Raw genomic sequence first — 19,344 nt, 5'->3', positions numbered from 1 at the left:
GACGCTACAGCGAGACCCCGGTTCGCAAATGCGGTTTCCCATGCCTATGCAATCCAGACTTGTCGCCCTTGCCGCTGCTGTCCTGTTGTCAGCTGGCGCCGCACATGCCCAGCAGGGCGCTAAGAAGAACGCCGCGCCCGCCCCGGCCGCGCAGCCCGCGCCCGCCCCGACGCAGGCGCAGGCTGACGGGTCTTCCGGACAGCCCGGTTGGATCGTCCGCTGCACCAGCGCAAGTCGTGACGCGCCGCTCGAATGCGCGATGGAGCAGAACGCGGTGCTGACCAAGACCGGCCAGACCGTCGTCCTGATCAACATCCGCATTGCGCCCGACACCCGCACGCCGATCGCGCTGTTGCAATTGCCGCTTGGCCTCAACCTTCCCGTCGGGGCCAAGCTCCAGGTCGACGAAGGCAAGATGTTCGACCTCCAGATCCAGACCTGCGAGAACCGCGGCTGCTACGCCTCGACGCCGATGGCACCGGACCTGCTCGCCGCCTTGCGCTCGGGCAAGCAGCTGAAGGTCTCGTTCCAGAACATGGCCAAGGAGACGATCGCGATCCCGATGCCGCTCGGCGATTTCGCGGCCGCCTACGACAAGATCAAGTAGCGGGTTCTCCTCACGTCGCGATGTCGCCCGCCCGCAGCAGCGTCGTGAAGCCGCCATAGATCATGCGCTTGCCGTCGAACGGCATGCCTTCCATTTTCAGCCGCGGATCCGCCATCACCTTCTTGTTGACGGCATCGCGGCTCTCCCGGTCCCGATAGAGGATCCAGGCGAACACCACGATCTCGTCCTCCTTCGCGATCACCGCGCGCGGAAATGAGGTGAGCTCGCCATAGGGAACGTCGTCACCGATGCATTCGACATAGTCGAGCGCGCCGTGCTCCATCCAGATCGCGCAGGCTTTCGTCGCCAGCGCCTTGTAGGCCTCGATGTTGTCCTTCGGCACGGCGAGAATGAAACCATCGACATAGGGCATTTGCGATCTCCTTGGGTTTGTCCAGCCCAAGGACGATGGAGCGTGCCGCGATCCGACTTGGACATGCGAATGTCAGGTGAGGCAAACCGCCGCGTGAATGTCGACGCCGGAGCGCTTCGGAATCATGCCCTCGAAAACTGCCCGGAGCTGGCTGGGGAACCTGGATTCGAACCAAGACAAACAGAGTCAGAGTCTGTTGTGCTACCGTTACACCATTCCCCAACGGAATAGCCGAACAAATTCAAAGGCTTGCCTGACTTGCTCGACTGTGGCCGGAAGCGCAGCGCGCAAATCACGGCTCAGGCGTGGCAGCGTTCTACCCGCTCGCATCTGGGCTGGCAAGCGCTGCATGATCGAGCCAAGGCCAGCTTGATCAGACGACGATGCGATCGAAATCTGCGGCGATCCGGGTGTTCGGGAAGATTCCTGCCGCCTCGGCGAGAATCTCCGCGTCTTCGTAGCGTCCTGACATATGCGTCAGCACGAGTTGTCCGACCTTGTTCGTGGCCGCAAAGCAGGCCGCTTCTGCCGCGGTGAGATGGCCGTAACTCCGCGCGGTCGGCGCGTCGCGATCGAGGAACGTGGCCTCGATCACCAGCGTGTCGGCACCGGCCACGTATTGCGACAGCCCCTCGGTGGTCTCGGTGTCGCCGATCACGACGAGCTTGCTGCCGCCGCTCGGCGGACCGAGGACGTCTTCCGGATCGATGGTTCGGTTGGCAAGCACGATCGGTCGGCCAGCGGCCAACTCGCCGCGCAAGGGACCGTCGGGGACACCGAGCGCGATGAGGCGATCAGGCCAAAGATGACGGCGGGCGGGGCTTTGGAAGACGAAGCCAAAGCTGTCGGTGTCGCGGTGGCGGACCGGAAAACAGCCGATGGTGAATTCACCGGCGTCGATGACTTGTCCCTCGGTCAGCACAGCGAACTCAACGGCGATCGGCGCCCTGCCCGGGCCCCACAGGCCGGCGAGCATGCGGACGACGAGGTCGAGCGTGCCTTCGCCGCCGTGAATGGTCATTGCCTCGGACGTCTGCCGCAAGCCGAGCGTCGAGAACAGTCCGGGGATGCCGAGCACGTGGTCGAGATGGGCGTGGGTGAGCAGGATGCGGTCGAGCCGCCGGAAGCCGGCGCCGCTGCGCAGCAACTGGCGCTGCGTGCCCTCGCCGCAATCGACCAGGACGCGCTTGCCTGCGGCTTCCACGAGCAGCGCTGGATGGTTGCGCTCCGCTGAGGGAACGCTGGCCGATGTCCCGAGAAATGTCAGGGCGAACATGGTCGTCGATATCCAGCGACCGCCCCTCTCCGCGACAACGCGGTCGACGGTCTCACCGTCCCCAATGCCACGCGAGCAGCAGCGCGTACAGGCCCATCGAGGCGGCATAGAGCACGGCGAGCAGCACGTAGCCGCCGATCTGGCGACTGATCGCAGCCTTCGGCGTAACCCACCAGTCGAGCGCCCTGAAAGCCGCGGGCACCAGCCACCAGCCGAGCAGCTGGGTGCTGACGAGATTGCCGACGAACAGCGACAGCCAGACCGGCACGCCGTGACTATCGATCAGCGGCCTGCTGATGAAAAAGCCCCAGAGGTACACCACGGGATAGAGAACCAGGAGAACGATCAGGTTGCTCTTCCAGATGAAACCGGGCCCTTGCTCGGGGGCCGACGTCTTGCCGGCCGGGAACCAGAAATTGAAGCCGTAGCCCGCCCGCTTCACGTGCATTCCGGCATTGAAGCGCTCGCCCTCCTTAAGGAGGGTCTGCCGCAAGGGCGAGTCGAGCCATGCATTGAGATTGGCATCGCTGTCGAACGACAGGATGATGATCCATTCCTCGTGCAGGCCCGGAATCGGCCGCTCGATCTTGTGGCGCAGAAATCCCTTGAACTCGGCCTCCGCCGCCTGGATGCGCTGCTGCCATTTCAGGAACGCATCCTCGAGCCCATCGGGGACCTTGAAGGAGATCACCGCCGAGACCGCGCTGTCGCGCTGGACGCCGGTGTCGGGCAGGATATGGACGTCCTCCGAGCCGACGAAGAAGCGCTGCACCTCTGCGATGCGGCGCGCCCGTACATCGCTCTGGAGCCAGGCACGTGCTGCAGCCGGGCTGGCGAAACGCAGGATCGTCACCCAGTCCACATGCGCGGGGGGTTGCGGCGGCACCACCTCCTGGCTGAGAAAGCCGGGCCAGGCCTTGAGCACTTCGCCGACCTCACCGTTCCACCGTGCGAACGCGGCAAAGCCGTCGTCGGCGATGCGGCGCTGGATGACGAGGGCGACCGGCTGGCCGGCTGTTTCAGGAGATGCGCTCATCGGCGGCCGTCTCAGCTCTTCTTGTAGAGACGCTTGCCCATCACCCAGGTCTCGTCGACGCAGCGATCGTCGCCGACCATCATGACGGCGAACAGCATGCTCGCGGCCTCATCCATCGAGCGCGGGCCGGCGCCGTCGGCGATCAGCGATTGATGCCACGCTTGCGCGACCTGCCCGCTGTTCGGATCGAGCGCGACGAAATCGGCCTCCTTGCCGGGCTCGAAATTGCCGAGCTTGTCGTCGATGTAGAGGCCTTCGGCGCCGCCGAGCGTGATCGACCAGAAGCCGCGATAGGGCGAGAGCTTGTTGCGCTCGGCTTCCGCGAGGTCCTTGCGTGCGGGATCGATGCTGCCGTCAAGCAGGGTGTTGTTGCACATGCCGACCTTGTAGGCGTCATCTAGCACGGAGATCATCGAGAAGCGGTTGCCGCCGCCGACGTCGGTGCCGAACGACATCTTGACGCGATGCTCGGGATCGGTGGCGCGTCCGAGACGGAACAGGCCGCTGCCGAGGAACAGGTTCGAGCACGGGCAGAACACCACCGCCGCGCCCTTCTTCGACATGCGGCGGAACTCGTTGTTCGAGAGATAGACGCCATGGCCGCCGGAGAATTTCGGCCCGACCAGGTCGAACTTCTCGTAGACGCCGAGATAGTCCTGGCAGTCCGGATGCTCGACCAGCACGCCGGTGCATTCGGCAGGGTTCTCGGAGATGTGGGTGTTGACCCAGCAATCCGGATGCTCGTGCTTGAGGCGCTGACACGCCTTCAGCAGTTCCGGCGAAGCGCCGAAGGCGAAGCGCGGCGTGATGGCGTAGAGATTGCGGCCCTTGTTGTGGTACTGCGCGATCAGCCGCTTGCTGTCGCGATAGAAATTCTCGGGGGTATCGATGAAATCGGCCGGCGCATTGCGATCGATCCCGGTGAGGCCCGCGATGACGCGCATGTTGCGGCGAGCTGCTTCCTCGAACAATTCCTCAGTCGACACTGGCGAGGAGCTCGTGAAGGCCTGGCAGGTGGTGGTGCCGGAGGCGAGCAGCGCATCGAGGAAACGCTTTACGCCCTCGCGCGCGTAGTCGCGATCCCGGTATTTGAGCTCTTCCGGGTAGACCCATTTCTGCAGCCACGGCAAGAGCTGCTCGCCATACGCCCCTAACACGCGCGTCTGCGGCAGATGAATGTGGCCGTCGATGAAGCCGGGGACGATGATGCGGTCCTTGATGTGGGTGATCTCGACGCCCGGATGGGCGGCGGCGATCTTGTCATAGGGGCCGAAGGCCTTGATCACGCCGTCCGCGACGACCATGAGGCCGTCCTGGTGAAAGCGTGCGGAGGCCTGCTCGTTGCCGACATGCTTCCAGGGATCGTCGACGAAGTCGAAGAACGTGCCGCGAATACCGACGGTGGTCATGAACTGGTTCCTTCCTTAAGGTTGCGTGGCCTGTCGCGCCGACGGCAGCGAGATCGCGAGCAGCGTACCGGCGACGGCGCAGAGGCCGAGATAGAGCCATCCGATCGGCGCCTGCGTCGCTTCGGGCAACACCGCCGTGATCGCCATGGCGCCGCTGACGGCGAGATAGCAGAGCGCGCTGATGAGGCCGCCGATCAGCCCGTGGTCGCGCTCGAACAGGCCGAGCGCCATGCCGTACATCATCGGGCACAGCACACCGCAGCCGCCGAGCACCAGCGCGCCGCCGATCGTGATCGACAGGAAATCGAGACCGAGGGTCATGCCTGTTGCGGTCAGGGCCGCGGCGCCGGCGAGGAACAGCGCGAAGGCGCCGAAGCCCAGCATGCGCGCCGGCATGAAGCGCGCGAAATGCGCGCAGCCGAGCTCGCCGGCGAGATTGACCCCGCCAAGGCCGAGTGCGACGAGGCCGTAGATGGCCGCCGAATAGCCAAGACCAGTCTGGTAGAAGAACGGCGCTACGACGCCGAACGCCAGCTGCGCGCTGGCTGCGGCAGCAAAGACCAGCACGAAAGCGAGGAAGCCCGGCCGCACCAGCGCATCGCGCAAGATGCCGGCGGTGCGGCGCGGATCGAACGGCGCGCGCCGCTCGGCCGGCAATGTTTCAGGCAGAAGGAATACGACGATCGTGGCAACGATCGCCGCGGCGAGGGCAATGACGACGAAGACACCGCGCCACGAGGTCAGCTCGACGATGAAGCCACCGGCCGCCGGCGCCAGCACCGGCGCAAGGCCCCAGGCGGCACCTAATAGGCCGGAGATCGCGGTGAGCTCGCGGCCGCGGAAACAATCAGCGGCGACCGCATAGGCGACAACGAGACAAGTGCAGCCGCCGATGCCTTGCAGGAAGCGCAAGCCCAGCAGCAGCGAGGCGCTTGTGGCGAGCGCACAGGCGATGCTCATCGCAATCAGCACCGACAGGCCCGCGAGCAGCACGTTGCGGCGGCCGATTGTGTCCGAGGCAATACCGACCGGCACCAGCGCCAGAGACATACCGAGCATGTAAGCGGTAACGGTGTTCTGCATCGAGGCCGGATCGGCGGCGAGATCCACCACCATCTGCGGCAGGCCTGGCGTATAGGCATCGAGCGGAATCTGGCTGAACGGCACGACACACAACAGGATCGGCACGATCCCACTCCTGGCGCGACCGGCGTCCGAAGCAAGTGCAGTCATGGCTTACGCCCCCTCGATGCCCGCGGGTCCCATCTTTTCGTGCGCGCAATGAGAGGCGACGATGCAGGTTGCGGGTCTTGACGCGCGGAACGTGCCAGAACTGTGTGTAGAAACTCTTAGGAGCTTTCGTGTCGATCCGTTTCGGCGATGATGCCCTGGCCGTCACTCAAAACAAAAATGCGAAGACAACCCCATGCAAAGTAGAAATCGTTGAAGAATTTCGCCTCGTGAGTCGAGCCTAGTGGGGGCGCTTGATGCGTCGGGCAAAACAGCGGCACGATTGCATGATCGCCCGTCTGGCCATTAACCGATCGGAAGGCATGGTTGCTTCTGCGCGAGCCGTGCGCGCGCCTGATCCACGCTGGTCTACGTTCGATCGACCGACTGCGCCTCGACGGCCTGCACGGCCACGCTCGCGACCTGCCGCAGCGCTTCGCGATCGGCACCCGAGGACGCCATCACGCCCATGCCGACCGACACCGCCGAGACATAGCGCGCGAGCGCAGCCGGATCGGCGCTCTCCTTGAGATCGCCCTCGGCCCTGGCGCGGACGAAACGGTCGCGGAGCTGGTCTTCGTTCTGGGCGCGGCGCGCGGCGAGCTCGAAGGGGACGTTCTCGGAGCCTGTGCCACAGGCAATGCCGCCTTGCACCAGCAGGCAGCCGGGCGGATTGGCGGGATCGGTCTGCCTGTCGGCGATGCCCATCAACATGCGCTCGGCCACGGCTCGGGCGGTGGGGGCTGCCACCACCTCGTCCATCCAGATGTTGCGCAGCCTGGTGTAGCGATCGAGCGCGGCCTTCAGCAGCCCTTCCTTGTTGCCGAAGCAGGCGTAGAGACTGGGCGGATTGATGCCCATGGCCTCGGTGAGCTGGGCAATGGTCGCGCCCTCATAGCCATGGCGCCAAAACACTTCCATCGCCTGGTCCAACGCCATTTCGGCGTCGAATTCCCGGGGGCGTCCCATGCCCATGTGCCTGTCTCCTCGGATCGGCGTTTGTCCTCAGCCTAACGCAGGATCCTATCTATTTGTTCTAGCTTTCTTTTTCTTGTGTCTTCCAATCGTCGCGGTATCGCCGTACAATTTTCTTAGTGAATGGTACATAAGTATCTTGCACTGCGGTATCCAGCTCCACATCTGTAGTGAACACTACATATCTGGAGCGCGCAAATGCCCCCCTCCCAAAACACCTCCCGCACCGGCCGTTTCCGCCGCCTTCTGGGTGGCGTCGCCATCGTGGGCGCCCTCGCCGCCGCCGGCTCGGTCGTGACCGGCCGCTATTTTCATGCGGCGCAAGCCACCGCACCGGCGGCCGCAGCTGAACAGGCTGTTTCCGTCACGGTGGCGATGATCGAGCCGCGGCAGACCGTGCTGTGGGACGATTTCTCCGGCCGGCTCGAGGCGATCAACCGCGTCGAGCTCCGCCCGCGCGTCGCGGGCGCGATCCTGTCGGCGAACTTCACCGAAGGCGCGCTGGTGAAGGCCGGCGACGTGCTGTTCAAGATTGATCCAGCCCCCTATGCGGCCGAGGTCGACAAGGCGGCGGCCCAGCTCGAGGCGACCAAAGCGCGCGTCGTCTTCACCCAGAGCGAGCTCGAGCGAGGCGCGCAGCTCGTCGGCAACGCCGTGGTCACCCGGCGCGACTACGACCAGCGCGACAACGCCAATCGCGAAGCGATCGCCAACGTCAAGGCGGCCGAGGCGACGCTGCAGACCGCAAAGCTCAATCTCGATTACACCGAAGTGCGCGCCCCCGTGGATGGCCGCGTCGGCAAGATCGAGGTCACCGTCGGCAATCTCGTCGCCGCCGGCACCGCTTCGCCGGTGCTGACCTCGCTGGTCTCGGTCAATCCGATCTACGCCTCGTTCGATGCGGACGAAGAGCTGGTGCTGCGCGCACTGAACTCGATCGCAGATAGCACCGGCAGCCGCGGCAAGCTCGACCAGATCCCGGTCGAGATGACGACGTCGGGCGGCTTGTCCGCAAAGGGCCACATCCAGCTCATCGATAACCAGGTCAACGGCCAGAGCGGCACCATCCGTGTCCGCGCTGTATTCCGCAACGACGACGGACGCCTCATTCCCGGCCAGTTCGCGCGCGTGCGCATGGGCCAGCCCAAGCAGCAGGCACTGGTGATGATCGACGAGCGCGCCATCGGCACCGACCAGGACAAGAAGTTCGTGATGGCGGTCGGCGACGACAGCCGCGCCGTCTACCGGCCGGTCACCCTCGGCGGTGCCGTCGATGGACTTCGCATCGTCACCTCGGGCCTGAAGTCCGGCGACCGCATCGTCGTCAACGGTTTGCAACGCGTGCGTCCGGGCGCCCTCCTCAAGACGGAGGTGGCAGCGATGGGCGCGCGGGGGCCGCAGCAGGCGTCAAACCACAGCAACCAGGACGTGGTGCAGCGCTAGTTAGTTCATCCCGGGGCGGGCGAAGCCCGAACCCGGGATCTCGCAGTTACGAAACTCCGATTACTTCACTTCTGGATTCCGGGTTCGCGCGCGCCCCGGAATGACGGAGGGGGCAAGGCCATGAATCTCTCAAAGTTCTTCATCGACCGTCCGATTTTCGCCGGCGTGCTGTCGGTCCTGATCTTCCTCGCCGGGCTGATCTCGCTGTTCGCGATGCCGATCTCGGAATATCCGGACGTGGTGCCGCCCTCCGTCGTGGTGCGCGCGACCTATCCCGGCGCCAACCCCAAGGTGATCGCGGAGACGGTGGCGACCCCGATCGAGGAGCAGATCAACGGCGTCGAAAACATGCTCTACATGTCGAGCCAGGCGACCACCGACGGCGCGATGACGCTGACGGTGACGTTCCGGCTCGGCACCGATCCCGACAAAGCGACGCAGCTGGTGCAGAACCGGGTGCAGCAGGCCGAGCCGCGCCTGCCCAACGTGGTGCGCCAGCTCGGCATCATCACCAAGAAGTCGTCGCCCGACCTCACCATGGTCGTGCATCTGCTGTCGCCGAACGGCCGCTACGACATGACTTATTTGCGCAATTACGCGGTGCTCAACGTCAAGGACCGGCTAGCGCGGATCGACGGCGTCGGCGACGTCCAGCTCTATGGCGCCGGCGACTATTCGATGCGGGTCTGGGTCGATCCGCAGAAGGCCGCCGAGCATGGGCTCACCGCGAGCGACATCGTGCGGGCGATCCAGGCGCAGAACGTCGAGGCCGCCGCCGGCGTGGTCGGCTCCTCCCCGAACGTCAAAGGCATCGATCTCCAGCTCTCGGTCAATGCGGAAGGCCGGCTCGCCAACGAGGAACAGTTCGGCGACATCGTGGTCAAGACCGGTACGCGCGGCGAGGTCGTGCGGTTGCGCGACGTCGCGCGCATCGAGCTTGGCGCTTCCGAATACGGACTGCGCTCGCTGCTCGACAACAAGCAGGCGGTGGCGATCCCGATCTTCCAGGCGCCCGGCTCCAACGCGCTGCAGATCTCCGACAATGTCCGCGCCACCATGGCGGAGATCAAGAAGAACATGCCGGAGGGCGTGTCCTACCAGATCGTCTACGATCCCACCCAGTTCGTCCGCTCCTCGATCGAGGCCGTGATCCACACGCTCTTGGAGGCGATCGCGCTGGTAGTGCTGGTGGTGATCCTGTTCCTGCAGACCTGGCGGGCCTCGATCATTCCCCTTCTCGCCGTGCCGGTGTCGATCGTCGGTACGTTCGCGGTGATGCACGTGTTCGGCTTCTCCATCAACGCGCTCAGCCTGTTCGGTCTCGTGCTCGCCATCGGTATCGTCGTCGACGACGCCATCGTCGTGGTTGAGAATGTCGAGCGCAACATCGAAGCGGGGCTGTCGCCGCGGGATGCCACCTATCAAGCGATGCGCGAGGTCTCGGGCCCGATCATCGCGATCGCGCTGGTGCTGATCGCGGTGTTCGTGCCGCTCGCCTTCATCTCCGGTCTCACCGGGCAGTTCTACAAGCAGTTCGCGCTGACGATCGCGATCTCGACCGTGATCTCCGCCATCAACTCGCTGACGCTGTCACCGGCCTTGTCGGCGCTGCTGCTCAAGGGCCACAACGAACCGAAGGACCGGCTGACGCTGATCATGGAAAAGAGCCTCGGCTGGTTCTTCCGCGGCTTCAACAAGGCCTTCACGCGTTCCTCGGACAATTACAGCGGCACCGTCGGCAAGGTGATCTTGGGCAAGGCCGCGGTGATGGGCCTCTATGTGGTGCTGGTCGGACTGACGGCGTTTCTGTTCCAGCAGGTGCCGAGCGGCTTCGTGCCGGGCCAGGACAAGCAGTACCTCGTCGGCTTCGCCCGCCTGCCCGATGGCGCCACGCTCGACCGCAGCGAGGAGGTGATCCGCAAGATGAGCGATATCGCGCTAACCCAGCCCGGTGTCGAGAGCTCGGTGGCCTTCCCGGGCCTGTCGATCTCCGGCTTCACCAACTCCTCCAACGCTGGCATCGTGTTCTCGACGCTGAAGCCGTTCGACGAGCGCAAGGATGCGGCCCTGAGCGGGAATGCGATTGCGGCCGAGCTGAACAAGAAATATGCCGGGATCCAGGAAGCCTTCATCGCCATGTTCCCGCCGCCGCCCGTCAACGGCCTCGGCACCATCGGCGGCTTCAAGCTGCAGATCGAGGACCGCGCCGGTCTCGGCTATGACGCCCTGAACGAGGCGACCAACGCCTTCATGGCGGCGATGCAGAAGGCGCCGGAGATCGCCGGCGTGTTCTCAAGCTTCCAGGTCAACGTGCCCCAGCTGTTCGCCGACATCGACCGCACCAAGGCGCTCCAGCTGGGCGTGCCCGTGACGGAGGTGTTCAACACGCTGCAGATTTACCTCGGCTCCTACTACGTCAACGACTTCAACAAGTTCGGGCGCACCTATTCCGTCCGCGTGCAGGCCGACGCGCCGTTCCGCGCCCGCGCCGACGACATCAGGCAGTTGAAGGTGCGCTCGTCGTCCGGCGACATGGTGCCATTGTCGGCGCTGCTCAACATCCGCCAGAGCGCGGGGCCGGAACGCGCGATCCGCTACAACGGCTTCCTGTCGTCCGACATCAACGCGGCGGCTGCGCCCGGCTTCTCGTCGGGACAGGCGCAGGAGGCGGCGACGCGGATCGCCGCGGAGGTGCTGCCGCCGGGCTTTGCCTTCGAATGGACCGACCTGACCTATCAGGAGTTCATCGCCGGCAATTCCGGCATCTGGGTGTTTCCGCTGGCGATCCTCCTGGTGTTCCTGGTGCTGGCCGCGCTTTATGAGAGCCTGACCCTGCCGCTGTCGATCATCATGATCGTGCCGATGGGCTTGCTCGCCGCGATGTTCGGCGTCTGGATCTCCAAGGGCGACAACAACGTCTTCACCCAGATCGGCCTCATCGTGCTGGTCGGCCTCTCCGCCAAGAACGCGATCCTGATCGTCGAATTCGCGCGCGAACTCGAATTCGCCGGGCGCACGCCGATCCGGGCCGCGATCGAAGCCAGTCGCTTGCGGCTGCGCCCGATCCTGATGACGTCGATGGCGTTCATCATGGGCGTGCTGCCGCTGGTGCTCTCGACCGGTGCCGGCTCGGAGATGCGGCGCGCGATGGGCGTTGCCGTGTTCTCCGGGATGATCGGCGTCACCGTGTTCGGCCTGTTCCTGACGCCGGTGTTCTATGTGCTGCTCCGAACCGTCACGGGCATGAAGCCGCTGATCCATCACGGCAGCGACGTCGGCGCGGCCCCGGTCCACGGGCCTGCCGAGTGAACAGCGTCCCGCCGCGCCCCCGGCGGGACCAACAAGGTCGATCGATTATTTCCGGTTCTCCTCGCAGAATTTCAGCGCCGCCAGCGCCTCGCCGGCTCGCGGGATCTGCATCTCGATGCTGTCATCGTCGTCGTCCTCGAAATCCAGCGTGAGGCGCTTGGCCTTCGCGAGGCGATCCATGATCGACTGATCGTATGCGAAGATGCCGCGCACCGTGGTCTTGTCCATGACCTCCCACTTGGCCTTCTTCATGATGTCGGCATCGTCAGTGCCGACATCGGCCCGGAGGATCTCGCCGACCTTGTCCCATTCCCAACCGTCGTAGATCATCACGATCACGATCGCCTGCTCGGAATAGGTGATCACGATGACGTAGTCGCGGTTCTCGTCATCCTTGTCCTTGTAGCCGCGGCTGGCATTGCAGTGGGTGTCCTGCGTGCGCTTCTCGATGGTCCAGTCGCCGACCTTGGATTGTTGCGCAAGCGCAGCGCTTGGGCCCAACACGGTTGCGCTCAAGGCGCAAGCGAGAATTCCGGCGGCGAGAAGAGATCGTTTCATGTCGGCCTCCAGCGCGTTCCCCGCGCCGAGATGACCACCTCCGCCGGCGGCTCGCAAGAGGGCGAGGCCAATGGCCGGCGGCCGTCCTATCCCGGCCGCGGTACGATCGCGATCGGAGTGAAGGTGTAAACCTCCTCGCCGTTCTGGTTGAACATGGTCCATTTCACCAGCGCGATCCCCTGCGGCTTCGATTTCGACGGCGTCAGGCTCATGACCTCGCCGACCAGATGCAGGCGGTCGTTGGGCCGCACCGGCATGGTCCAGCGCAGGCCGTCCACACCGGCGCCGATCAGCGGATGCGGGCCGAACGGACGGGTCTGGATCGCAAGGTTCATGGCGATCGCGGCGGTGTGCCATCCCGAGGCGGCAAGCCCCTTGAACAGGGTCTGCTTCGCCGCCTCGTGGTCGAGATGCATCGGCTGCGGATCGAACTCGGCAGCGAAGCGCTTGATGTCGGCCTCGGTGACCACGACTTCGGGGGATTTGAACCGCATTCCGATGGTGAGATCGTCGAACCACTCGACCTGCGCCATGATTTTGCCTCGCAATATGATGCGCCGCTCCCGAAGAGACGGCTCAAAATCGCCTGAGCCATGAGGGATATAGCGGGCCCGCAGCGCACAAACCAGCGCAAGGTTCCTCGTGAAACCCCTTTCCCGATGCGACGAAACACGCCTGAAACAGATCGCGGCTTAAGTGGTTGTCAAAATAAATACAGGGACGGCCACCATGCAGTTCATCCTCGACCTGATCTACGAATATTCGTGCTGCCAGAACCTCGTTGCCCAGCCGCTACGGGAGGACGAGCGATGATCGAGCTGATCTCAGCCCTGCTCGCACTGTGCAGCATCGGCGTCTTCGCGGCGCATGCGCTCGACGCCTACCGCACCACGCATTCCTGAAAGTTGCCCCCTTCCCGACGCTAGAAAGGCCGTCGGTAGAAGTGCTCGGAATGCGTCGCCGGCGGAAACCGGTTGGCGAGCGCAAGCGCCCCCTTCTCGTCCGTCTCGAGCGCGATCTTCTGCGCCAGCATCACGTCGCCCGGCACCAGGAAGCCTGACGGGACGAAGCACCACCCCATCGTCGCACGCCCGTCACTGTCGACCTCGTGGACGTTGGCGGCTGTGCCGTAGTGAATGCGATAGATCCTGCCGGTGTCGCAACCGACGACGTCGAAATACCGGTATTGCTCGAATTGCGCGCGCTGCGCCGGCGACAGCCATTCGGCCAGAAGCCGGCGGCCGCGGGCATCCGGCGTATTCTCGCCGAAGAAGCGGCGATAGAGTTCACGCAGCGCATGCAGACGCGCACGCGCTGGCGCGCGAAGCCAAACTGCCGCGATCATGAGCAGCTCAGATCAACCGCCGACCAGGCGGGGATAGAACAGCGTTTCCTGCGCGGTCGGATCGAATGATCGGATCCGGGTCACTTCGCCGGGTCCGGTTCGAAGCGCGGCGGTGAAGCCGGCTCCGGTGAGCTCCCGAAAGCGCCGTTCGGCTCGCGCCAGCGCTTCGGCATTGCCAGGATCAAACTCGTGGCGCGTATCGCCAGTCTGGTCCATCACGATCTGGGTAGCCATGTTGAGTCTCCTCATGCCCAGCCCTGAACTTGATCAAAGCAAACCTCGTGCCGTCGGTTCCAGAAGGCAACAACTTTCTCGCACCGTCGCATCACACGTCGCTGAGCCAGAGCTCAGCGCGAGGCCGCAGCACCCCCGCCCTCGTCGATCTGCCGGCCCATCAGCGCGATCGCCTTCTGATAGACGCCCGCAGCATTCCAGGCCTCGATCGCGGCGAAATTGGGCTCGCCCGGCTGGTATCCGGCTCCCGCGCGCCAACCATGGCCTTTGAGGAAATTCGCCGTCGAGTTCAGCGCATTGGCCGCAACTTCGAGATTGCCCGTGCCGTAGGCCAGAATGTTCTTGGGCATGAACTGGGTCTGGCCGACCTCGCCATGCATGGAGCCGCGGGTCGATCCCGACAGCGTACCACGGTCGATCAGCTTCAGGGCGGCATAGAGCTGGTCGGTGAAGAATTCGGGACGGCGGCAATCATATGCGAGGGTCGCGATCGACGACAGCATGTTCTGGTTGCCGCGCTGGCTGCCGAAGCCGGTCTCCATGCCCCAGATCGCGATCAGCGGCCCGGGCGGCACGCCATAACGCTGCTGGATCGAGGCGAACAAGGCGGCCTGTGACTGCTTGAGCTGCCGGCCCTTGGCGACGATGGTGGTGGCACCCCGCTTGGCCAGGAACTGGTCGAGCGTCAGCGAGAAGCTGCGCTGGCCGCGGTCAGCCGCGATGGTGGCGCTGGCATAGTTCGTCTGCATCAGCGCCGACAGCGCGGTGGGACCGATGCCCTTGCCCTGCGCCTCCGCGCTGAACTCGCGCTTCCAGGCCTCGAAGCCGGCCGGCGAGCTGCCGCATTGCGCGGCCTCGGCCACAGGCAGCGAGAGAAGCAGCGCGGTCGCGCCAATCACCGCGGTTGCGACTGTCCTGCCCTTCATCATTACGTGTCCTCTCTGGATGGCGCGACCGGCTCGCGCGAGATCGCATGATCCTACGCCAGTTGCACTCGCTCAAGTCCCGGATGCTACAATCAATACACGCAAAGCCCTTGACACCGGCGCCTTACGTCCCCTCCGCGCCCAGCAGAAAATCCACCATGATGCTCTGGTGCTGCTGGTACATATCGGTGCCGGTCCCGGTGACGCAGCCGATCCTGCGGGCCGCTGCGATAAAGGGCGATACTTCGGGCTTGGTGATGACGCAGCCGCAATAGGTCGACGGTACGAGCCGCGCCACATCGACCGGCAGCGGGTCGCCATCCTTCATTCCGGCGGGCGTGGCATTGGCGACGAAGTCGAAGCCGGCCGGATCCTCCGAGCCGACCCGGACCGGTGCCTTGCCTAGTCTGTTGAGCTGGCCGACCAGTACGTCGCGCCGCTCGGACAGACTGTCGTGGATCGCAAGCTCGCGAACGCCGGCCTCGAGCAGTTCGAGTGCGATCGCCGAGCCCGCCCCGCCCGCACCGACAAGCAGCGCCCGCATGCCCTTTGGATCGATGCCCGTCGCCCGCGCCGCACCGACGAAGCCGAGGCCGTCCACCATGTCGCCGTGCCAACCCCCGTCGGGACGCCGCCGCATCAGATTCACGGTCCGCAGGAAATGCGCGCGTGCCGTCGCGCTCGCACAGGCCTGGTAGCAGGCAAATTTGTGCGGGATGGTCACGACGATGCCGTCGAGGTTCTTCAGCCGCCCGGCCACCGAGAGAAAGTCAGGCAGATCCCCTGGCGTCACCTGGACAGGCACGAGCAGACCGTCGTGCCCGCGCGCGGCAAAGGCGGCCGATACGCCCGCCGGCGAGCGCACCTGCGCGATGGGATCGCCGACGATGACGTAGAGTCGCGTCGCACCTGTGGGGGCCGGGATCATGCCGCTCAAGCCTGGGCCGGCGCGGCGGTCCCATAGCTCAATTCCAGACCTTCCAGATTGCCCTCCTTGCGCCATTTCTCGAGCAGCCGCAGGAATGCCACCGGCCCGCGCCAATATTGGCTGTTTCTCGCCGCGATCGGATCGAACACGCCTTCGTTGTTGTAGTAGCCCGGCGTACATTCGGCGAGATAGGTCTGGCGGCCGAGCGCGGCCTTGACGACCTCCTCGACCCAGGCGTTCTCGGCGGCATGCGTCGGCTCCAGGGCGCGTGCCTTGCGCTCGCGCGCCTCCTTGACGACATAGGCGATGTGCTGCGACTGCTCGTCGATGATGTGCGGAAAGTTGGCGCTCTGTCCCGCCTGAACGGTGACGATCAGGAAGCAGTTCGGAAAGCCGCGGCTGTAGAAGCCGTGCAGCGTCTTGACGCCGTCCTGCCAGCGCTCGGACAGGCTCATGCCGTCGCGGCCGTAGACCTCGAAGCCCATGCGGCGCGCGTAATCGGTGCCGACCTCGAAGCCGCTGGCATAGATCAGGCAGTCGAGCTCGTAGGCCTTGCCATTGGCGACGACGGCGTTCTCGGTGATGCGTTCGACGCCCTTCCCCCCGGTATCGACCAGATGCACGTTGGGACGGTTGAACGTATCGAGATATTCGTCGTGGAAGCAGGGGCGCTTGCAGAACGCCTTGTACCAGGGCTTGAGCGCTGCCGCGGTCGCCTCATCCTTGACCACCGTGTCGACGCGCGCGCGGATCTCCTCCATCTTGCGGTAGTCGGCCTGCTCGATCACCTTCAGCGCCTCCTCCAGCGAGGTCACCGGCTGGGGTTGCCGGCGCGGCGCCAGCAGGATCTCGCCGAGCAGGCCAGTCCAGCCGTCCTGCACCAGATCCTGCTCGAACGGCTCGCCTGAAATCACGGCCGTGAAATTGTCCATGCGCTCGCGCTGCCAGCCTGGCTTGAGGCTCTGCGCCCAGTCCGGCTCCGTCGGACGATCGTCGCGAACGCCGATCGCGGACGGCGTGCGCTGGAATACATAGAGCTCCTTGGCCGAACAACCGAGATGCGGCACGCATTGCACGGCGGTGGCGCCGGTGCCGATGATGCCGACGCGCTTGTCGGCAAGGCCGGTCAGGCCACCGTCCGCATTGCCGCCGGTGTAGCCGTAGTCCCAGCGACTGGTATGAAAGCTGTGACCTCTGAACGTTTCGATTCCGGGAATGCCCGGCAGCTTCGGACGGCTGAGCGGTCCGCCGGCGAGGATGACGAAGCGCGCGGCGATCCGGTCGCCGCGATCGGTCTCGACCAGCCAACGCGCTTCCTGCTCCTGCCATGTCATCCGCGAGATCACGGTCTGAAACAGCGCGCGCTCGTACAGCCCGAAATGCCGGCCGATGCGGCGCGAATGCTCGTAGATCTCCGGCGCCCGGGCATATTTGCGCACCGGCATGTAGCCGGTCTCTTCCAGCAGCGGCAGATAGATATAGCTCTCGGTATCGCAGGCGGCGCCGGGATAACGATTCCAGTACCAGGTGCCGCCGAAGTCGGCGGCCTTTTCCACGATGCGAAAATTCGCGATGCCGGCCTCGCGCAACCGCGCGCCACACAGCAGGCCGCCGAAGCCACCGCCGACGATGAGCACTTCGGTCGCTTCACTGATCGCTGCGCGCGCAAAGCCGGGATCGGCCCAGGGATCGTCGAGATAACGGCCGAACTCGCCTGTCGCCTCGACATATTGCGCCTTGCCCTCGGCGCGCAGACGGCGGTCGCGCTCGTCGCGATAACGGGCACGCAGGGCGGAAATATCAACCGTAGATGCGCCGGCTGCATCGGTCTTGTGTCTTTCCGCTGACATTCGATTCCTCCCGCCCATGCTGCTTCGCCGGCAGCTCACCGCACGTTAGCGCCGAAAAAGCGCGGACACGTTAGCGCCGAAAAAGCGCGGCATGCAATCACGCTGATTGTTTTTTACGTGAACGCTGCGTGACGTTCCGCTAACCTCAAGCGCAAATCACAAGCCTACGCCATGCAACGACGTGGCAATCCGGAGGGAAACATGCAGGGATTGATGATGGACATGCCGCTGCTGATCAGCGGCCTGATCCAATATGCGGCCGACTATCATGGCGAAGCCGAGATCGTCGCACGCGAGATCGAGGGCGACATCCATCGCTACACCTATGCCGAGGCCCATCCGCGCATCAGGCGCATGGCGCTGGCGCTGAAGCGGCTCGGCATGAGGCAAGGCGACCGCGTCGGAACGCTGGCCTGGAACACGCACCGGCATTTCGAGATGTTCTATGCGGCGCCGGGCATGGGCTACGTGCTGCATACCGTTAATCCCAGGCTGTTTCCCGAGCAGCTCGTCTACATCATCAACCACGCCGAGGATCGCCTGCTCTTCATCGACCGCGCCACGCTGCCGATCGTGGAGGCGATCGCGCCGCAGCTGAAGACGGTCGAGGCTTATGTCGTGATGTCCTCGCGCGAGCGAATGCCCGAGACGAAGCTTACGAATGTGCATTGTTACGAAGAGCTTCTTGAGAAGGAGACCGATGCCGGCTTCGCCTGGCCGGAGTTCGACGAGAAATCCGCCTCGACGATCTGCTACACTTCGGGCACGACGGGCAATCCAAAGGGCGTGATCTATTCGCACCGCGCCGCGATCCTGCAGACCATGACCTGCTGCAATTTCGACTTCCTGTCGGGACATGTCGAAGGCGTGCGCGAGGTGATGATGCCGATGGCGCCGCTGTTTCACGGCAATGGCTGGAACATGCCGTTCAGCGCGCCCTATACAGGATCGAAGCTCGTGCTGCCCGGTCGCAACTACGAGCCGGACAAGCTCTACGAATTGCTGGAAGGCGAGAAGGTGACGCTGTCGGCGGGCGTGCCGAGCTTCTGGCTGATCCTGCTCGATTGGCTCGGGCGGACCGGCAACAGATTCTCGACCTTACGGGCGACGTTGTCGTCGGGCTCGGCCCCGCCGCGCGCGATGGTCGAGAAGCTCAAGCGCGAGTACAATGTCGATTACATCCAGGCCTGGGGCATGACCGAGGCGCTGGGCTGCTCGATGCCGGGGCTGCGGCCAGGCTCGGAGCATCTCAGCGAGACGGAGAAATTCGACCGCCGTCAGGTCTCCGGCGGCGCCTGCTTCGGCACGCATTTGCGCATCGTCGACGACGCCGGCATCGAGCTGCCGCGCGACGGCAAGACGGTCGGGCATCTGCGCGCCCGCGGCCCCTGGGTCGCCTCCGGCTACATGAAGCTGGACGAGGGCCTCGACCGCGACGGCTGGCTGATCACCGGCGACATGGCCGTGATCGACCCACAAGGCCACGTCACGCTGACCGACCGTTCCAAGGACGTGATCAAGTCCGGCGGCGAGTGGATCTCCTCGATCCAGCTCGAGGACATCGCCCTGTCCCACCCCGATGTGCTGCAAGCGGCCGTCGTCGCGATCAGCCACGAGAAATGGCAGGAGCGCCCCCTGCTCCTCGTCGTCCGCAAGAAGGGAGCGACGGTCGACGGCAAGACGCTGCTCGAGCACATGCGTCCGAAGCTCGCGAGCTGGTGGCTGCCGGACGCCGTCGAATTCCTGGACGAATTCCCGATGACCGGCACTGGCAAGGTGCTGAAATCGGCGCTGCGCGAGCGGTTCAGGGAGTACAGGGTCGCATAACGCCCGTCAGCGCCCAGG

17 protein-coding genes and 1 tRNA gene are annotated in these 19,344 nt (G+C 64.8%); 4 read left to right on the top strand and 14 right to left on the bottom strand.

Annotation, left to right across the window (positions count from 1 at the left end; translation table 11 throughout):
• The first annotated feature begins 40 nt into the window (after positions 1-40).
• Positions 41-607, top strand: a complete 567-nt coding sequence (locus N2602_RS16805; RefSeq protein WP_260383312.1) for an invasion associated locus B family protein — start codon at positions 41-43, stop codon at positions 605-607.
• A 10-nt stretch (positions 608-617) separates the two neighbouring features.
• Here the strand turns inward: N2602_RS16805 and N2602_RS16800 are convergent, their stop codons facing one another.
• The 7 genes from N2602_RS16800 to N2602_RS16770 all read right to left on the bottom strand — a co-directional run bounded on the left by N2602_RS16800 (position 618) and on the right by N2602_RS16770 (position 6,906).
• Positions 618-980: a DUF1428 domain-containing protein gene (locus N2602_RS16800; protein WP_260383311.1), complete on the bottom strand. Its 363-nt coding sequence runs from the start codon at positions 978-980 to the stop codon at positions 618-620.
• A gap of 148 nt (positions 981-1,128) precedes the next feature.
• Positions 1,129-1,202, bottom strand: a tRNA-Gln gene (locus N2602_RS16795).
• A gap of 151 nt (positions 1,203-1,353) precedes the next feature.
• Positions 1,354-2,256 carry a ribonuclease Z gene (locus N2602_RS16790; protein ID WP_260383310.1) on the bottom strand — a complete coding sequence of 301 codons (903 nt, stop codon included), beginning with the start codon at positions 2,254-2,256 and terminating at the stop codon, positions 1,354-1,356.
• A 52-nt stretch (positions 2,257-2,308) separates the two neighbouring features.
• Positions 2,309-3,292, bottom strand: coding sequence for an antibiotic biosynthesis monooxygenase (locus N2602_RS16785; RefSeq protein ID WP_260383309.1), 984 nt, complete (start codon positions 3,290-3,292; stop codon positions 2,309-2,311).
• 11 nt (positions 3,293-3,303) lie between these two features.
• Positions 3,304-4,701: a guanine deaminase gene (gene guaD / locus N2602_RS16780; protein ID WP_260383308.1), complete on the bottom strand. Its 1,398-nt coding sequence runs from the start codon at positions 4,699-4,701 to the stop codon at positions 3,304-3,306.
• Positions 4,702-4,716: 15 nt separating this feature from the next.
• Positions 4,717-5,934, bottom strand: a complete 1,218-nt coding sequence (locus N2602_RS16775) for a multidrug effflux MFS transporter (RefSeq protein ID WP_260383307.1) — start codon at positions 5,932-5,934, stop codon at positions 4,717-4,719.
• A 366-nt stretch (positions 5,935-6,300) separates the two neighbouring features.
• Entirely contained in the window at positions 6,301-6,906 is a 606-nt protein-coding gene (locus N2602_RS16770; RefSeq protein ID WP_260383306.1) for a TetR/AcrR family transcriptional regulator, read from the bottom strand.
• A gap of 198 nt (positions 6,907-7,104) precedes the next feature.
• Between N2602_RS16770 and N2602_RS16765 the strand changes: the two genes are divergently transcribed.
• Positions 7,105-8,349 carry an efflux RND transporter periplasmic adaptor subunit gene (locus tag N2602_RS16765; RefSeq protein WP_260383305.1) on the top strand — a complete coding sequence of 415 codons (1,245 nt, stop codon included), beginning with the start codon at positions 7,105-7,107 and terminating at the stop codon, positions 8,347-8,349.
• Positions 8,350-8,469: 120 nt separating this feature from the next.
• A complete protein-coding gene (locus N2602_RS16760; RefSeq protein WP_260383304.1) occupies positions 8,470-11,658 on the top strand; it encodes an efflux RND transporter permease subunit in 3,189 nt (1,062 codons plus the stop codon).
• A 45-nt stretch (positions 11,659-11,703) separates the two neighbouring features.
• Here the strand turns inward: N2602_RS16760 and N2602_RS16755 are convergent, their stop codons facing one another.
• The 7 genes from N2602_RS16755 to N2602_RS16725 form a co-directional block, all read right to left on the bottom strand.
• Positions 11,704-12,216 carry a hypothetical protein gene (locus N2602_RS16755; RefSeq protein WP_172786285.1) on the bottom strand — a complete coding sequence of 171 codons (513 nt, stop codon included), beginning with the start codon at positions 12,214-12,216 and terminating at the stop codon, positions 11,704-11,706.
• An 86-nt stretch (positions 12,217-12,302) separates the two neighbouring features.
• Positions 12,303-12,749 carry a MaoC family dehydratase gene (locus N2602_RS16750; RefSeq protein WP_212257407.1) on the bottom strand — a complete coding sequence of 149 codons (447 nt, stop codon included), beginning with the start codon at positions 12,747-12,749 and terminating at the stop codon, positions 12,303-12,305.
• Positions 12,750-13,138: 389 nt separating this feature from the next.
• Positions 13,139-13,561 (bottom strand): hypothetical protein, encoded by a 423-nt coding sequence (locus N2602_RS16745; protein WP_172786283.1) that lies wholly within the window; start codon positions 13,559-13,561, stop codon positions 13,139-13,141.
• A 12-nt stretch (positions 13,562-13,573) separates the two neighbouring features.
• Positions 13,574-13,795, bottom strand: a complete 222-nt coding sequence (locus N2602_RS16740; protein ID WP_007592399.1) for a hypothetical protein — start codon at positions 13,793-13,795, stop codon at positions 13,574-13,576.
• A gap of 113 nt (positions 13,796-13,908) precedes the next feature.
• The gene (locus N2602_RS16735; RefSeq protein ID WP_172786282.1) at positions 13,909-14,724 is read right to left on the bottom strand and encodes a lytic transglycosylase domain-containing protein; all 816 of its coding nucleotides are present in this window, start codon (positions 14,722-14,724) and stop codon (positions 13,909-13,911) included.
• 121 nt (positions 14,725-14,845) lie between these two features.
• Positions 14,846-15,649 carry a shikimate dehydrogenase gene (locus tag N2602_RS16730; RefSeq protein ID WP_172786281.1) on the bottom strand — a complete coding sequence of 268 codons (804 nt, stop codon included), beginning with the start codon at positions 15,647-15,649 and terminating at the stop codon, positions 14,846-14,848.
• A 5-nt stretch (positions 15,650-15,654) separates the two neighbouring features.
• On the bottom strand, positions 15,655-17,499 hold the full coding sequence (locus N2602_RS16725; RefSeq protein WP_260383303.1) for an NAD(P)/FAD-dependent oxidoreductase: 1,845 nt from the start codon (positions 17,497-17,499) through the stop codon (positions 15,655-15,657).
• A gap of 201 nt (positions 17,500-17,700) precedes the next feature.
• Between N2602_RS16725 and N2602_RS16720 the strand changes: the two genes are divergently transcribed.
• Positions 17,701-19,326 carry a long-chain fatty acid--CoA ligase gene (locus tag N2602_RS16720; protein WP_260383302.1) on the top strand — a complete coding sequence of 542 codons (1,626 nt, stop codon included), beginning with the start codon at positions 17,701-17,703 and terminating at the stop codon, positions 19,324-19,326.
• Positions 19,327-19,344 lie beyond the last annotated feature (18 nt).

The organism is Bradyrhizobium sp. NC92 (assembly GCF_025200865.1).
Taxonomy (GTDB): Bacteria; Pseudomonadota; Alphaproteobacteria; order Rhizobiales; family Xanthobacteraceae; genus Bradyrhizobium.
Note: the sequence above shows the minus strand (reverse complement) of the source record. Positions and strands in the feature narration are given on the sequence as shown.

Coding starts and splice junctions, on each gene's coding strand:
- N2602_RS16805 (WP_260383312.1), top strand. CDS start 41: ATGCCTATGCAATCCAGACTTGTCGCCCTTGCCGCTGCTGTCCTGTTG.
- N2602_RS16800 (WP_260383311.1), bottom strand. CDS start 980: ATGCCCTATGTCGATGGTTTCATTCTCGCCGTGCCGAAGGACAACATC.
- N2602_RS16790 (WP_260383310.1), bottom strand. CDS start 2,256: ATGTTCGCCCTGACATTTCTCGGGACATCGGCCAGCGTTCCCTCAGCG.
- N2602_RS16785 (WP_260383309.1), bottom strand. CDS start 3,292: ATGAGCGCATCTCCTGAAACAGCCGGCCAGCCGGTCGCCCTCGTCATC.
- guaD (WP_260383308.1), bottom strand. CDS start 4,701: ATGACCACCGTCGGTATTCGCGGCACGTTCTTCGACTTCGTCGACGAT.
- N2602_RS16775 (WP_260383307.1), bottom strand. CDS start 5,934: ATGACTGCACTTGCTTCGGACGCCGGTCGCGCCAGGAGTGGGATCGTG.
- N2602_RS16770 (WP_260383306.1), bottom strand. CDS start 6,906: ATGGGCATGGGACGCCCCCGGGAATTCGACGCCGAAATGGCGTTGGAC.
- N2602_RS16765 (WP_260383305.1), top strand. CDS start 7,105: ATGCCCCCCTCCCAAAACACCTCCCGCACCGGCCGTTTCCGCCGCCTT.
- N2602_RS16760 (WP_260383304.1), top strand. CDS start 8,470: ATGAATCTCTCAAAGTTCTTCATCGACCGTCCGATTTTCGCCGGCGTG.
- N2602_RS16755 (WP_172786285.1), bottom strand. CDS start 12,216: ATGAAACGATCTCTTCTCGCCGCCGGAATTCTCGCTTGCGCCTTGAGC.
- N2602_RS16750 (WP_212257407.1), bottom strand. CDS start 12,749: ATGGCGCAGGTCGAGTGGTTCGACGATCTCACCATCGGAATGCGGTTC.
- N2602_RS16745 (WP_172786283.1), bottom strand. CDS start 13,561: ATGATCGCGGCAGTTTGGCTTCGCGCGCCAGCGCGTGCGCGTCTGCAT.
- N2602_RS16740 (WP_007592399.1), bottom strand. CDS start 13,795: ATGGCTACCCAGATCGTGATGGACCAGACTGGCGATACGCGCCACGAG.
- N2602_RS16735 (WP_172786282.1), bottom strand. CDS start 14,724: ATGATGAAGGGCAGGACAGTCGCAACCGCGGTGATTGGCGCGACCGCG.
- N2602_RS16730 (WP_172786281.1), bottom strand. CDS start 15,649: ATGATCCCGGCCCCCACAGGTGCGACGCGACTCTACGTCATCGTCGGC.
- N2602_RS16725 (WP_260383303.1), bottom strand. CDS start 17,499: ATGTCAGCGGAAAGACACAAGACCGATGCAGCCGGCGCATCTACGGTT.
- N2602_RS16720 (WP_260383302.1), top strand. CDS start 17,701: ATGCAGGGATTGATGATGGACATGCCGCTGCTGATCAGCGGCCTGATC.